The organism is Jeotgalibacillus salarius, from assembly GCF_004405125.1.
Classification (GTDB): Bacteria; Bacillota; Bacilli; order Bacillales; family Jeotgalibacillaceae; genus Jeotgalibacillus; species Jeotgalibacillus salarius.
The window spans coordinates 262,005-276,663 of sequence record NZ_SORX01000005.1 but is presented as its reverse complement, the minus strand read 5'-3'; the positions used below and the strand labels follow the sequence as shown (position 1 = coordinate 276,663).

The following is a 14,659-nucleotide window of genomic DNA, read 5'->3' as shown; positions in this document are numbered from 1 at the left end:
CAATACTCAACTTTTCCCCTTTTGTCGCATTTTAGACACAAACAATAAAAAAAACTTAATAGGCGCCGATTTCTCTTGAAATCACCATTCTTTGAATTTCGGATGTTCCCTCTCCGATTTCAAGCAGTTTGGCGTCACGAAGATATCTTTCTACATGATACTCTTTCATGTATCCGTAGCCTCCGTGAATTTGAATTGCTTCATCACAAACTTCCATGCATATTTCAGATGCATAAAGTTTTGCCATCGAAGCTTCTTTCGTAAATTTTCTCCCCTGATCTTTTAACCAGGCTGCTTTATAAGTCATATTTCTGGCTAACTCTATTTTCATTGCCATATCTGCAAGTTTGAATTGTGTCGCCTGAAAAGATGAAATGCTTTTACCAAACTGCATTCTTTCTTTTGAGTAACTGAGCGCTCGCTCGTATGCAGCCTGTGCAATTCCAACTGCCATTGCTGCAATTCCGATTCTTCCACCGTCTAATGTCATCAGGAATTGTCTGAAGCCTTCGCCCTTCTTCCCAAGCAGATTTTCTGCTGGAACTGATACTTCATCTAAAACAAGTTCTGTTGTATTTGATGAATGCAGACCCATTTTTTCATAATTATCAATTACCTTGAACCCGTCTGCATCTGTCGGCACAATAATTGCACTGATTTCTTTCTTGCCTTCATTATTTCCTGTCACAGCTGTTAATGCCAGGAATTTAGCATAACTTGCATTCGTAATATAGCTCTTATTTCCACTGATCACATAAGATCCGTTTATTTCTTTAGCTGAAGTCTGAGTGCCCCCAGCGTCTGAACCTGCATTTGGCTCTGTTAGCCCAAAAGAACCAAACGATTCCCCTGAGCAGATTCTTGTTAAGTACTTCTCTTTCTGTTCCTGTGTGCCAAACATATTGATTGGCGCACCTCCAAGAGATATGTGAGCCGAATAAGTAATCCCGGTAGATCCGCATGCTCTGCTTAATTCTTCAGTAACAATGGCAAAGCTGGTCGTATCTCCTCCTGCACCTCCGAATTCTTCCGGAAATGGCAGGCCCATCATCCCCAATGATGACAATTCTTTAAAGATCTCTTTTGGAAATTCTTTATTGCGATCACGATCGAGTGCACCGGGTGCAACCCTATCCTGTGAAAATTCCCTAATCGTCCGCTGGATCATTTGCTGTTCTTGAGTCAAATCAAAATTCATGTTAATCCCCCTTGTTTGAATGCGCTTACATTATCATTATAAAAGAAAAGACTGAAAAGTCACAGTCTTAAATTTTTTCCGCAATATTTAAAACAGTAAAATGAGTAATACAATTGTTCCTAAAATGCCTGAGACGGTAAAATAATGCTGTTTAAACAGGACTCCTGCTATTGTCCAGACGACACACTGAAAACCAATGATGATGTAGAGAATTGTTATATCCCCATTGTAGTAGTAACGCCAAACTTCGATGGACAGGAGAAGTATGACAAAGGCGGCAATAATTCTGCTGAATATTTTGACGGCCGGTGACGCACTGGGCCTGAAGCTGACAATCATGATACCTACACTGATTAATATGGATATGATCGCCTGAATCACTAATGCCAGTTCTCCAAAAACGAGTGCAGTAACGGCTAATAAGCTCCCGGCAAGTGTAAATCCTGCAACAAATATATTTTGTTTATGACTGGTTTCTTTACTAACTTTTTTTTCTTCCATTTCTTTTGATTCTTCATACTCTCCGCTCGTATATAAATTTATTAAGAAATCGCAATAAGCTTCCGGGAGAAGTTTATTTTGTTTCCAGTATTTAATCTCATTTATAATAACTTCTTTTCTCTTTTTATCCATTTCCCAACCTCCATGGCCTTATGTAATTGACTATACTGGATTAGAGAAAGAAAAAAAAGGTAAAAAAAAAGCTGGCAGATGCCAGCTTTTTATTCAAGAAAATCTTTCAGACGTTTACTTCTGCTCGGATGACGCAGTTTTCTTAAAGCCTTAGCCTCAATTTGCCTGATACGTTCTCTCGTTACACCGAACACTTTACCGACTTCCTCGAGCGTGCGGGTACGTCCGTCATCAAGACCAAATCGCAGACGCAATACATTTTCTTCACGGTCAGTCAGTGTATCCAGTACATCTTCTAACTGTTCTTTTAATAACTCATAAGCAGCATGATCAGATGGAGACTGTGCCTCGGAATCTTCAATGAAATCTCCGAGATGAGAATCGTCTTCCTCTCCGATTGGTGTTTCAAGGGAAACCGGTTCCTGTGCTATTTTAAGAATTTCTCTTACTTTTTCAGGAGTCAGATCCATTTCTTCTGAAATTTCTTCAGGGGAAGGCTCTCTTCCTAAATCCTGAAGGAGCTGGCGCTGCACACGAATCAGTTTGTTTATCGTTTCCACCATATGAACCGGGATTCGAATCGTTCGCGCCTGGTCAGCAATCGCACGCGTAATTGCCTGTCTGATCCACCAAGTGGCGTAAGTACTGAATTTAAACCCTTTACTGTGGTCAAACTTTTCAACAGCCTTAATCAGACCCATATTACCTTCCTGAATTAAATCCAGAAACAGCATCCCTCTTCCGACGTAACGCTTAGCGATACTGACTACCAGTCGAAGGTTTGCTTCTGCAAGACGTCTTTTCGCTTCTTCATCGCCTTCTTCAATTCTTGTTGCAAGATTAATTTCTTCCTGCGCAGATAGAAGATCCACCCGGCCAATTTCTTTCAGATACATTCTCACCGGGTCATTAATTTTAACACCTGGAGGAACGCTTAAATCGTTCAAGTCGAATTCTTCTTCAGCTTCTTTACCTAATTCTGTCACAGAAGGATCCGCTTCAGCATTTTCTTTCAATACTTCTACGCCCTGCTCACCGATTTGCTCGTAAAATTCTTCTATTTGTTCTGTATCTAATTCAAACCCTGCCAGTTTTTCAGCAATATCTTCATAGGTAATTTCACCATTTTTTTTCGCTGCTTCTAATAATTGTGCTTTTACTGATTCCAGTGTTGCTGTTTCAGGTTCTGTCTGCTTGGAACGTGTTGACTTCTCAGCCATTGGTCCCCCTCCTTCCAACTTCCTAACGATGTTGCCCTTTTAGAGCTTTCCACAATTGGAAAATTTCCATTCCAAGTGCTGTGGCTGTTTTTATATCATTCATTTGTTCGGCCTGCTTTAGCTCGGCTTCTTTTTGTTTGATCAAAATCAATTGTTTATGCTTATTCAATTCATTAATATAATCTGCTAATTCTGCTTTTGTTACTTCGGCATTTAATTCCAGCATTGTTAATTCTGATGCAGCTGAACGCAAATGCCGATCCGGTAAATATTCAATAAAAGCACCGGGCTCCAGTGATCCGCCTTCTTCCACATATGCAAGAAGATACGTATAAATTGCCTGATAATCATCTGAATGAAAAGACATGTCCGCCATTAGATCCCGGACTGAATAAGCTGTTTCATTTCCGGTCATCATATAGGCAAGCAGATATCTCTCCGCTCTCTGATAAGCCTTTAATATAGATGACTTCTTTTGAGGCTGAACAGATTCCGGAATTACCTGAATCTGTTTTTGCACGGGTGAGTAACTTTTCATTTGTTCTTCAAGAGATGAAAAAGAAACACCCGTATCATCTGACAGCTGTTTTAAATAAAGTTCTTTCTCAACCGCACTGCTTAATTCGGAAATTTCCGGCAATACAGCATTAATATAAGATAATCTTCCATCTTCCGACTGAAGACTTTTCCCGGAACGTAAATACCACATCTTGAATGCCATAAGTGACAATGGCTGCTGAATAATGTCCGTTCTGAACTTCTCAGCTCCAAATTTTTGAATGTAGTCATCAGGATCTTCTCCAGAAGGAAGTTTGGCAACTTTTACAGTCATACCGTTTGAAGCCAATTCCCTGGAAGACTTATAAGCAGCTTCAGTACCTGCATGATCTCCATCGTAGCAGATTACAACAGTATCAGTCAGCCTCTTGATCTGCTGGATGTGTTGCTTTGTCAGAGATGTACCCATAGTTGCAACAGCATTCGATACTGTTTCTGATGCAGCAATCACATCTGCAAAACCTTCAAATAAGACAGCAAATTTTTCTTTTCTGATCGCGCCTCTGGCTCTATGAAAATTAAATAGTAAACTGTTTTTTTGAAATAAAGGTGTTTCAGGGCTGTTAAGATATTTTGGTTCATTTTTCTCAGGTGAAATAATCCGTCCTGAAAAGCCAACTGTCCTGCCTTTCGAATCTTCAATCGGGAACATAACGCGATTTTTGAAACGGTCAAAATATGATCCATCATCTCTTTTAATTAAAAGTCCCGCGTCTTCCATTAACGAAAGATCAAAACCTTTTTTTTCGAGCAGTTTCGCAGCAGTCTCCCAACCGGGCAGCGCCCATCCAACCTTATATTGGTTAAGTTGAGATTCGTTAAACCCGCGATTCAAAAGATATTCCAGCGCATCATGACCCTCTTCTGTATTCATAAGCAAATGATGGAACAGTTTTTCAAGAAGACTGATGCCTTCCAATTGCGATCTTTCATTAAGATTTGCATGACTTGGTTCAATCTCTTCAGAGGTGAATTGAAATGGCACATCTGATTTTTCACCAAGCGATGCTACTGCCTCCTGAAAAGACATCCCGTTGTGATCCATTAAAAAAGTAAAGACATTCCCTCCGGCACCGCAGCCAAAACAGTGAAAAATCTGTTTTTCCGGTGACACTGAAAAAGAGGGCGAGTTTTCTCCATGAAAAGGACAAAGACCAAAGTAATTACGTCCCTGCTTTTTTAACTGTACATATTCACTGATCACATCGACGATATCCGTGTTTAACCTTATTTGGTCTACAACTTCTTCCGGTATTCTTTCTGACACTTATTCACCACCAACTTAACCTGTGATACTGTAATGATTCGTCAAAAATCAATTTTTTCCTGCATTTTTAGTCAAAAACTTTGTGAGCAGTTTTGAAAAAGCGTCCAGGTCATGTGAAGAAGCTTTCTTTGGACCCGAATGAAACCTTCCTTTTTTTCTTTCTTCCTGATACAAATATCTGAATGACAGGCTGGTTTCAATCGTATCTTGATTGTACTCTTTTCCCCGGGGTGAAATTGCATAAACCCCTTTTGCCAGAACGAGAGATGCCAGACCGATATCCTGTGTGATGACTAAATCACCAGGATAGACCCTGTTCATAATATAAAGGTCAGCAGCCTCGCTTCCTTCATCAATAAAAGTCCACAACGACTGGTCGGCATCCGCACTGTAATGGTTATAAGTTGCAATAAATCTGATGTTAACGTGTGATGCATATTCGAGGATTAAATCTTTTATTGCTCCAGGACAAGCATCGGCATCTACAAAAATATTAATTTTTTTCATGTTATTCATAAAGGTACCATTCTGCATTTTTACGCAAAAATCCTTTTTTAGCGTATCTTTTTATCACAATTTTTTATTATAGTACATTTGTGAGATTGCCGCCATTATTTTTTATCATTTATACGGTTGAATATTTTTCCTTTGTATAAACTAGTTACCTGAGAAACGCTGGAGTAATTGGAGAGACACTCAAAAACAGATGCCTTTTAGACATCTGTTTCAGCCTCACACATTCATTAAATCGTTTAAGATCACATTTGCAGTTTCTTCAACTGCTTTATTGGTTACATCAATTACAGGGCAATTCATTCTGCTGATCACATTGTCAAAATGCTTCAATTCTTCTTTAATTCTTTCCATTTTCGCGTACGTTGCATCGTCTTTAAGTCCGAGTGCAATTAATCTTTCTTTTCTAATATGATTTAATTTATCAGAACTGATTTTCAGCCCGTAACACTTGTCAGGACTGACCATGAACAATTCCTCCGGAGGATCTATTTCCGGAACAAGAGGAACGTTTGCAACTTTCAGCCTCTTGTGTGCAAGATACTGTGACAGAGGGGTTTTCGAAGTCCTTGAAACACCAACCAATACAATATCCGCTTTTAAAATTCCTCTGGGATCCCTGCCATCATCGTATTTTACAGCAAATTCGATTGCTTCTATTTTTCTGAAATAATCTTCATCAAGGTCATGGACCATTCCCGGTTCATTAATCGGGGACTCTTCACACACTTCCTGCAATGAAGAAACAATCGGCCCCATTACATCGTGAGCAGTCAGTTTATGTTTTTTGACTTGCTCCTCTATGTAAGATCGTATGTGTGGTTTTACAAGCGTGTAGACAATAATCGCCTGATTTTCTTTGGCGAGCAACACGACTTCATCAACATGTCCTTTGTCTTCTATATAAGGAAACCGTTTAATTGTAATTGCCTTTCTTGACTGACGGAACTGACTGACACTTGCTTTAGCAACAAGTTCAGCAGTTTCACCGACCGAGTCCGATACGACATAAACATTGACTTCGTTCATGACTCCACCATCCTATCCTTCATCCTTTGACAAGCTGACAAATGCTTTAGTAATATTTGTTTTTGTTATTCTGCCTGAAACTTCGAATCCTGTATCTGTTTTTTTTACGACGGGCAGAGAATCAATTTGTTTACTGATTAATTTTGAAGCGACAGAAACTAAAAGGTCATCCGGCTTGCAATAAGTAACGTTCGGCATCCTCGTCATAATAACATTGACAGGGAGGCTCGTTAAATCCTGTTGCCCAATGCTTGCTCTGAGAAGATCTTTACGTGATACAACTCCTGCTAAGTGACCCTGCTGGTCAAGCACGAATAATGTACCAACATCTTCTAAAAACATATGGCAGATCGCATCATAAACTGATACATTGTCCTGAACTGCCACCGGCATGGACTGATAATCCTTTACATGCAGCTTTTTCAGGTTTTCAGTCAATAGCTGTGTGCCTGATTTTCCCGAATAAAAATACCCGACTCTGGGTCTTGCATCCAGAAAACCGGCCATTGTTAAAATTGCTAAATCCGGTCGCAATGTGGCTCGTGTCAAGTGAAGCCTGACTGCAATCTGTTCGCCTGTAATTGGACCATCTGCTTTTACGATCTGCAGAATCTGGGTTTGCCTTTTATTCAATTCGATGTTATTCACCACCCAAAACTCAATAGTGTTATACTGTTTCCCAATATTATATACTAAATGAATGCATCATCATAGTAAATGATTTAAACCTGAAACATGTTTTTATTGTTTATTCAAAGAAAGAGTGGTAGGATTGTTAAAAGATAAATGATGTGCGCTATGAAGGAGATATAAGTACCTTGTTGAAAGCGACCGGGAATGGTGAAAGCCCGGGTTAAAGGGAAACGGCACTCCGGAGCAATGCAGCGAATTAAGGCGGGTGCTATCATGCACCAACCAGGGTGGAACCGCGGTCAAAAAGCACCGTCCCTGGACTAGATCAATCTAGTCCAGGGACGGTGCTTTTTATATTGCACAGCAAGATTCACTTAAAAGGAGTGGGATTATATGAGCAAAAATATGGATGATATCGTACACATAGCAAAACACAGAGGTTTTGTATTTCCAGGTTCTGAAATCTATGGAGGTCTTGCAAACACTTGGGATTACGGTCCTCTGGGTATCGAATTGAAGAATAACATCAAAAAAGCCTGGTGGAAAAAATTCATTCAGGAATCTCCGCATAATGTCGGTCTTGATGCATCAATTCTGATGAACCCTAAAACGTGGGAAGCTTCGGGACATATTGGAAACTTTAATGATCCGATGATCGATTGTAAAAGCTGTAAATCAAGACACCGTGCCGATAAGCTGATTGAAGCGGCGATTGAGGCTAAAGGTGAAGAAATTATTGTTGATGGACTTCCTTTCAGCAGAATGTCAGAACTGATTGAAGAATATGATGTTGCCTGTCCTACTTGTGGTGCAAAAGACTTCACTGATATCAGACAGTTTAATTTAATGTTCAAAACGCACCAGGGTGTTACTGAAGGATCAACGAATGAGATCTTCCTCCGCCCTGAAACTGCACAGGGAATTTTCGTTAACTTTAAAAATGTTCAGCGTACAATGAGAAAGCGGGTTCCTTTTGGAATTGGTCAAATTGGTAAAAGTTTCAGAAATGAAATCACACCTGGTAACTTCACATTCCGTACACGGGAATTTGAACAGATGGAGCTTGAGTTTTTCTGTAAGCCGGGCGAAGACCTCGAATGGTTTGGCTACTGGAGAGAATTTTGTAAAAACTGGCTGCTCAATCTTGGTATGAAAGAAGACAGTATGCGACTGCGAGACCACGATGAAGATGAACTTTCTCATTATAGTAACGCGACGACTGATATAGAGTTCAAGTTCCCATTTGGCTGGGGCGAACTTTGGGGCATCGCTGACCGTACAGACTTTGACCTGAAACAGCATATGGAGCATTCAAATGAAGACTTCACTTATCTTGATCAGCAGACAAATGAAAAGTACGTTCCTTACTGCATCGAGCCATCACTTGGAGCTGACCGCGTAACACTTGCTTTTCTGTGTGATGCTTATGAACAGGAAGAACTTGAAAATGACAGCAGAACTGTCCTCAGGTTCCACCCTGCACTAGCGCCTTACAAAGCTGCCGTACTGCCTCTTTCTAAAAAGCTGGGTGGAGAGGCCATCAAAGTATTTGAACAGCTGTCACAGCACTTTATGGTTGATTATGACGAGTCGCAGTCAATTGGTAAGCGCTATAGAAGACAGGATGAAATCGGCACGCCTTATTGCATTACGTTTGATTTCGATTCTCTTGAAGACCAGCAGGTGACTGTACGTAATCGTGATACGATGGAACAGATCCGTATGCCGATTGCTGAAGTTCAGTCGTTCATTGAAGATAAGATTAAATTTTAATCCTCAAAGATTGAATTAAGACCTTGGCGTTTGATCTCCGTTCCAGGCGGACACTTTCCACGCGGGGTGCGCTGAGCCTCCTCGAGCTAAAGCTCTGCGGGGTCTCAGCTGTCACGCTTATCGCGCTGGAGACACCGCCTTCCACTGCGATCAACGCTAATGATCTTACATCAAATTTTATATATAAAAAAAGCGTGCGATTACTTATTCGCACGCTTTTTATTTGTTTTCAGGACCTTCCATCGTTTTCTTCATGTGCTCCATTTGATCGAGAAATGATCTTGATTTTGCATAAACGCCTACATATTCATCATAATACGTTCTGATTACCTTTTTAAGTTCCTGCTTCGTGCTTTCCTGAAGCGAAACTTTACCAAGGCGCTGAAGGTCGATGAAGTAAAAAAGCCTGATCATTCTTACTGCCTTGCTGCTAAGTGGTAACCGGTAATCGTCAAGGTGTGAACAGCGGTGACATAAAAAGCCATTCATTCTGAATGAAAAAGAGAAGTCCCCTTCACCTGATCCGCAATTAACACACTGGTTTAAAACGGGCTGCACACCAAATAACGGTAAAAGCTTCAACTCAAAAATATAGCAGATGACTTCTTCATCGTATCCTTCGTTGATCAGCGCATATGACTGCTGCATCAACTCAAATAAAAAAGGATTCGGTTTTTTGTCTTCCACAGCCTTATCGAGCAGTTCAGCCATATATGAAGCATAGGCAGCTTTATAAAGATCCTCTTTCATTGTCCTGGATGAACTAATCATGTCACCCTGCTGCAGTGAACCCATTCCACTTCCACCATGATAAAGATAAATACCATGTGTAAACATTTGAGAAACAGAAGAAAGGCGGCTGTTTGTTTTCTTAGCGCCTCGCGCCATCAGTGCCACCTTCCCCAGTTCTCTTGTATAGAGTGTCACGACTTTATTCGTTTCACCGTAATCTCTTGCCCGGATGACAATTCCTTCACATTTATGAAGCATTCGTCAGATCTCCTTTAGACAGGCTTAATATTCCTTATCATTAAAACCGAAATCTCTTAAGCTGTTCGCTTTATTGCGCCAGTCTTTTTGTACTTTCACCCATAATTCAAGATATACTTTTGATCCCAGGAGATTTTCGATATCTTCTCTTGCCCGTTGACCAATTTCCTTCAGCATTGCCCCTCTTTTACCAATGACAATGCCTTTTTGGGAGTCCCTCTCCACCACAATTGTAGCCATAATATCAACGACTTCTCTGCCATTTTCTTTTTTAATCTGCTCAATTGAAACTGCAATTGAATGCGGAATTTCTTCACGTGTCATATGCAGTGCTTTCTCACGGATCAATTCAGATATAATAAATCTTTCCGGGTGGTCCGTCACCTGATCAGCCGGATAATATTGAGGTCCTTCCGGCAGATATTCAGAGATTTGATTCAATAATACTTCCACATTATTCCCCTCGAGAGCGGAAATCGGAACAATTTCAGTAAAATTAAATTTTGTTCTATATTGATCAATAATTGGCAGTAAATCATCCGGCTGCACTGTGTCAATTTTGTTCAATACTAAAAAGACAGGAGTTTTTACATCCTTGAGCAGGTCCATAATATATTCATCACCACGACCATACCCCTCATCCACATTAATCATAAATAAGATCAGGTCAACCTCACGAAAAGTATTTGTCGCCATTTTGATCATGAAGTCACCAAGCTTATGCTTTGGTTTATGAATGCCAGGTGTATCGATAAAAATCATCTGACTGTCATTTGTCGTCAGTACCCCTTGAATTTTATTTCTTGTTGTTTGAGGCTTATCGCTCATGATGGCAATTTTTTGACCGATTACACGGTTCAGAAATGTTGATTTTCCTACATTTGGTCTGCCTACAATTGATATAAATCCTGATTTGTGTTTATTCTCCATTTAAATCCTCCGGCATAAATGCACCAGGAAGCAGTTCAGCAACAGTCAGTTCCTGAATATCCCCTGATAAATTTGTTAAGTAGACTGTCATTTCCTGCGGACAAAGTTCTGCGATTACCTGACGGCAGGCTCCGCATGGCGGCACAGGACGTTTCGTATCAGCTACGACTGCGATCGCTTTAAATTTACGGTCGCCTTCTGCAAATGCTTTAAACAATGCTGTACGCTCAGCACAGTTACACATGCTGTAAGCTGCATTTTCAATATTACAGCCGTGATGCACTTTGCCATCTTCAGTCAGCAGTGCAGCACCGACTTTAAATTTAGAATAAGGCACGTAAGCTTTTTCACGTGCTTCTTTAGCTTCTTTAATAAGTTGATTAAAATCCATGGTTAGTACTCCTTTAATAAGTAAATTTTCGGGTTAAAAAAAGGAGAAGACTCACCGAAACGGTTAAGTAATTCTCCTTCTACATCATTATACTATAAATGATCAGTAAGTTAATGAAAAAACTCTGTATTATAAAAAGAAGCCACTGAAAAAGTCTATAAAAGAGGCCGGTTCATTTACGCTTCAGACTTAGGCTTTCCGGACGGCCTGCACAGAGCCTCCTTGTCTTCGACTGCGGGGTCTCTGCTGACAGGCTAATCGTCTCGGAGTCCACGCCTTCCGCTACAATGAACCTAAGTTTCTATAAAGTTAATTTAATGTAAAGAAGAATGGTGTTCAGGAAACAGAGAACATCATCTTTCTTTTGCTTATAATCAAAAACTCTATATTTTTCTGCGGCTTATTATAATAATGAGAGCACCTTTGGTATAAAAATGACTGCCCCTGCAATCGCAGCAGCACAGGAAAATATTAAAACTGAAGCTGCCCCTGCATCTTTTGCCTTTTTCGCAAGCGGATGATCCTCAGGTGAGATCAGATCAACAGTTCTTTCCACCGCTGTATTAATCAATTCGAGTGCCAATACATTTCCGATGGCAATGATAATAACCAGCCACTCAATCAGTGTTATACGAAAAATGAAACCTGCTGAGATTGTTAAAAGAGCAGCCACTGAATGAATTCTAAAGTTCTGTTCCTGATTGAAAACATCCTTTAAACCATGACCGGCATATTTAAAAGAAAGCAAGAATTTCTTCGGTTTCATCATCAGGACCTCGTCAGACCAAATTCCTTCAATAATTCATTCTGTCTTCCAAACATCACTGTCTCATCACTCTCAGTCATATGGTCATACCCTAACAGATGAAGAAAGCCGTGCAGCGCCAGAAAACCAAGTTCTCTTGTGAAGGAATGGCCATACTCATCAGCCTGTTCTTTTGCTTTTTCAACTGAAATAATAATATCACCAAGCATTCTGGGCATGTCTAAGTCATTTGTAATGTGTACTTCTTCATCAGTCATTTCTTCAAGCGCAAATGAAATGACATCTGTCGGCTTATTTTTTCCTCTGTATTCATGGTTGATTTCCTGAATGTGCTCGTTTGTCACAAATGATATTGAACATTCAGCATCAACAACGCCTTCTTCTTTTGCCGCAAATGAAAGAAGGTCGCTAATTAATTTTGTATCTTCCTCTGACAGCAGTGATGTTTCGTCAATATAATCAATGAGTAGTGTTGTCATGCTTCCTTCTTCCTCTCTTCTTTTTTAAATTCGGGATATTCAATTCTCGAATGAAAAATACCGTTCATCGTTTCACATAAGACTTTCTTAATTGTTTCAAGCTGCTTAATGGTAATATCGCATTCATTAAATTGTCCATCCTGCAGCCTGTCCTGAATAATTGATTCAACCAGTTTTTTTATTTTTTCGGGTGTGGGCTCTTTCATAGAACGGACAGCTGCCTCAACACTGTCAGCTATAGAGATAACTGCAGCTTCCCTGGTTTGAGGTCTGGGGCCGGGGTACCTGTATGAATCTTCATCAGGCTCAAGCCCTTTTTCTTTCGCTTTATAATAAAAATATTTCAACAGTGTGGTACCATGATGCTGCTCAGCAATATCAATAAATTCATTTGGCAGCTTGTACTTGCGAAGAAGATCTGCACCTTCTTTTGCATGAGCAATAATAATATCACGCGATGTTTGCGGATCCAAATGATCATGGGGATTATGGCCCGACATCTGATTTTCGATAAAATAGTGTGGTCTCTTTGTTTTACCAATATCATGATAGTAGCATCCTACCCGTGCTAACAGGCCATTCGCTCCGATCGCTTCACAACCAGCCTCTGCAAGGTTCGCTACCATCACACTATGATGATAAGTACCTGGTGCTTCAGTCAGAATCTTCTTTAATAAAGGATGATTCGGGTTGGAAAGTTCCACCAGCTTCATCGTTGATAAAATACCAAAGCCTGATTCAAATAAAGGGAGCAGTCCGATCGTTAATATTGAAGCAAAAACCCCTGAGATCACTGCATACACTGCAAAAATTGTATAATCAATGGCAGATAACTGACCGCTTTCAATCAGCGTAATCGAAAACAGGAAGATCAGATTCGCAACAGATACAAATAATCCTGCCCTCAGTAAGTGAGTTCTTCTCCTGTTATCTGATAAGAACAGAATTCCCGCCAGTCCACTGAATAGGAAATACAATGACACTTCAACATTGATTGCACCAGTCATCATATCGTTAAAAATAATACTCGCACAAAGTGCCTGAATCATTGTAATGATTAACGCCACTCTTGTATTGATCATACTTTTCAGCAACATAGGTGCCATTGCAGCAGGAAACAGGTATGCAACCTGCAGGACTTCAAGCTCTCTGACTAACTCAGCAGCTTTCATCAGTGAAAGTGACAGTATGAGAATGATACTGACTAAAACTAAGTATAGACCTTTAGATTCTTCGTTTATTTTCCAGGATGAAAAATGGAAATGGATGATTAACATGATTAATAATGAAAATAAAGCTAACCCTATAAATGGCTCAGTACTCGTATTACTTGTTGTTAATCCGAGTGCTTCAAGTTGTCTGTATACATCCCGGTCAATCAAATATCCTTTTTGAACAATTACCTGTCCCTCCAGGATTTGGACCGGGTCAACTGCCTCAACTGCCTGAGCGATACGGGCTTCAGTCTGTTCAGGATCTAAAATATTATTTTCAACGACCGCAAATTTTGCTAGATCCATTGATGCACTCTTTAAATCATCACTTAATGTAAACTGGGCAACATATTCAGCAGCACTATTTTTCTTTAAAGCTGCTTCTTCCTGTTTAAATGGCTCCTGCATGACCCGCTCCACCTGATCGATTGTGATCCCCTTTGCATCTTCAAGTCCCTGATCAGTAGCTGCAAGAAGCTGTATGAAAGTCTGGTCGCTGATGAATTCTGTTACGTTTTCTGATACGTCTTCAGATAATGCTTCTTTTAGATTTTCCAGCATTTCGTTCGATACGACCTGGTCTGCGGGAGGTACGTCTTCTTCTGCAGATATGTTAAATTCCTGCGCAAAATCAAAGATCGAACTGATTAATGAAGTCCGGTTATTGGTGATTTCAGGTTTATATTGATAGACTTCTTCAACTTCTGAAGCAGCACGTTCTCTTTCTGCTTCAGATAATCGCTCATCGACGATCGTTTTAGGAGATCGGATTGTTTCCTCCGCTACTGAGAAAAGTCTGGTATTGTATGTATCGGGACTAACATGTGATAAAAGCAGCAGAAAAGAAGCCAGACCTATGATCGTTAATAGAATCCATTTAAAGAACGTATAATTTAGAAGATCCTTCATATTTCGGACCCATTTCTGCATAAAATCCTCTCCCGGAAAACTAGTATGTAAGAATTTAGAATCAACTTTATTTATAGTATAGCAAAAATTGTAACGATACGATAATGAACGCGGATAAACAATATAAAAAAGCCTGCATTCCCATTTGATTGAGAA

The 14,659-nt window shown here is 40.1% G+C and carries 14 protein-coding genes; 1 reads left to right on the top strand and 13 read right to left on the bottom strand.

What is annotated here, in order from left to right; genetic code table 11:
- Window positions 1–55 precede the first annotated feature (55 nt).
- The 7 genes from E2626_RS10735 to ccpN form a co-directional block, all read right to left on the bottom strand.
- Complete coding sequence (locus E2626_RS10735; RefSeq protein ID WP_134381746.1) at window positions 56–1,198, bottom strand: acyl-CoA dehydrogenase family protein; 1,143 nt, start codon at window positions 1,196–1,198, stop codon at window positions 56–58.
- Between the two features lie 87 nt (window positions 1,199–1,285).
- Entirely contained in the window at window positions 1,286–1,831 is a 546-nt protein-coding gene (locus E2626_RS10730; protein WP_134381745.1) for a hypothetical protein, read from the bottom strand.
- An 89-nt stretch (window positions 1,832–1,920) separates the two neighbouring features.
- Window positions 1,921–3,051 carry an RNA polymerase sigma factor RpoD gene (gene rpoD, locus E2626_RS10725; protein ID WP_134381744.1) on the bottom strand — a complete coding sequence of 377 codons (1,131 nt, stop codon included), beginning with the start codon at window positions 3,049–3,051 and terminating at the stop codon, window positions 1,921–1,923.
- A gap of 22 nt (window positions 3,052–3,073) precedes the next feature.
- Window positions 3,074–4,876, bottom strand: a complete 1,803-nt coding sequence (dnaG, locus tag E2626_RS10720; protein ID WP_134381743.1) for a DNA primase — start codon at window positions 4,874–4,876, stop codon at window positions 3,074–3,076.
- Window positions 4,877–4,924: 48 nt separating this feature from the next.
- Window positions 4,925–5,392 (bottom strand): YaiI/YqxD family protein, encoded by a 468-nt coding sequence (locus tag E2626_RS10715; RefSeq protein ID WP_244094296.1) that lies wholly within the window; start codon window positions 5,390–5,392, stop codon window positions 4,925–4,927.
- Between the two features lie 216 nt (window positions 5,393–5,608).
- On the bottom strand, window positions 5,609–6,418 hold the full coding sequence (locus tag E2626_RS10710) for a pyruvate, water dikinase regulatory protein (RefSeq protein WP_134381742.1): 810 nt from the start codon (window positions 6,416–6,418) through the stop codon (window positions 5,609–5,611).
- A gap of 12 nt (window positions 6,419–6,430) precedes the next feature.
- A complete protein-coding gene (gene ccpN, locus E2626_RS10705) occupies window positions 6,431–7,069 on the bottom strand; it encodes a transcriptional regulator CcpN (RefSeq protein ID WP_134381741.1) in 639 nt (212 codons plus the stop codon).
- A gap of 375 nt (window positions 7,070–7,444) precedes the next feature.
- Here ccpN and E2626_RS10700 point away from each other — a divergent pair, with 375 nt between their 5' ends.
- On the top strand, window positions 7,445–8,824 hold the full coding sequence (locus tag E2626_RS10700) for a glycine--tRNA ligase (RefSeq protein ID WP_134381740.1): 1,380 nt from the start codon (window positions 7,445–7,447) through the stop codon (window positions 8,822–8,824).
- A gap of 219 nt (window positions 8,825–9,043) precedes the next feature.
- On the opposite strand, the gene recO is transcribed toward E2626_RS10700, so the two are convergent.
- The 6 genes from recO to E2626_RS10670 form a co-directional block, all read right to left on the bottom strand.
- Entirely contained in the window at window positions 9,044–9,814 is a 771-nt protein-coding gene (recO, locus tag E2626_RS10695; RefSeq protein WP_134381739.1) for a DNA repair protein RecO, read from the bottom strand.
- Between the two features lie 24 nt (window positions 9,815–9,838).
- Window positions 9,839–10,744 carry a GTPase Era gene (gene era / locus E2626_RS10690; protein WP_134381738.1) on the bottom strand — a complete coding sequence of 302 codons (906 nt, stop codon included), beginning with the start codon at window positions 10,742–10,744 and terminating at the stop codon, window positions 9,839–9,841.
- The gene (locus E2626_RS10685) at window positions 10,734–11,135 is read right to left on the bottom strand and encodes a cytidine deaminase (RefSeq protein ID WP_134381737.1); all 402 of its coding nucleotides are present in this window, start codon (window positions 11,133–11,135) and stop codon (window positions 10,734–10,736) included. The genes era and E2626_RS10685 overlap by 11 nt, the downstream gene beginning before the upstream one ends.
- 403 nt (window positions 11,136–11,538) lie before the next feature.
- On the bottom strand, window positions 11,539–11,901 hold the full coding sequence (locus E2626_RS10680; protein WP_134381736.1) for a diacylglycerol kinase family protein: 363 nt from the start codon (window positions 11,899–11,901) through the stop codon (window positions 11,539–11,541).
- Between the two features lie 2 nt (window positions 11,902–11,903).
- Window positions 11,904–12,380, bottom strand: a complete 477-nt coding sequence (gene ybeY, locus E2626_RS10675; protein WP_134381735.1) for an rRNA maturation RNase YbeY — start codon at window positions 12,378–12,380, stop codon at window positions 11,904–11,906.
- On the bottom strand, window positions 12,377–14,524 hold the full coding sequence (locus E2626_RS10670) for an HD family phosphohydrolase (protein WP_134381734.1): 2,148 nt from the start codon (window positions 14,522–14,524) through the stop codon (window positions 12,377–12,379). Before E2626_RS10670 ends, ybeY begins: the two co-directional genes overlap by 4 nt.
- Window positions 14,525–14,659: the final 135 nt, after the last annotated feature.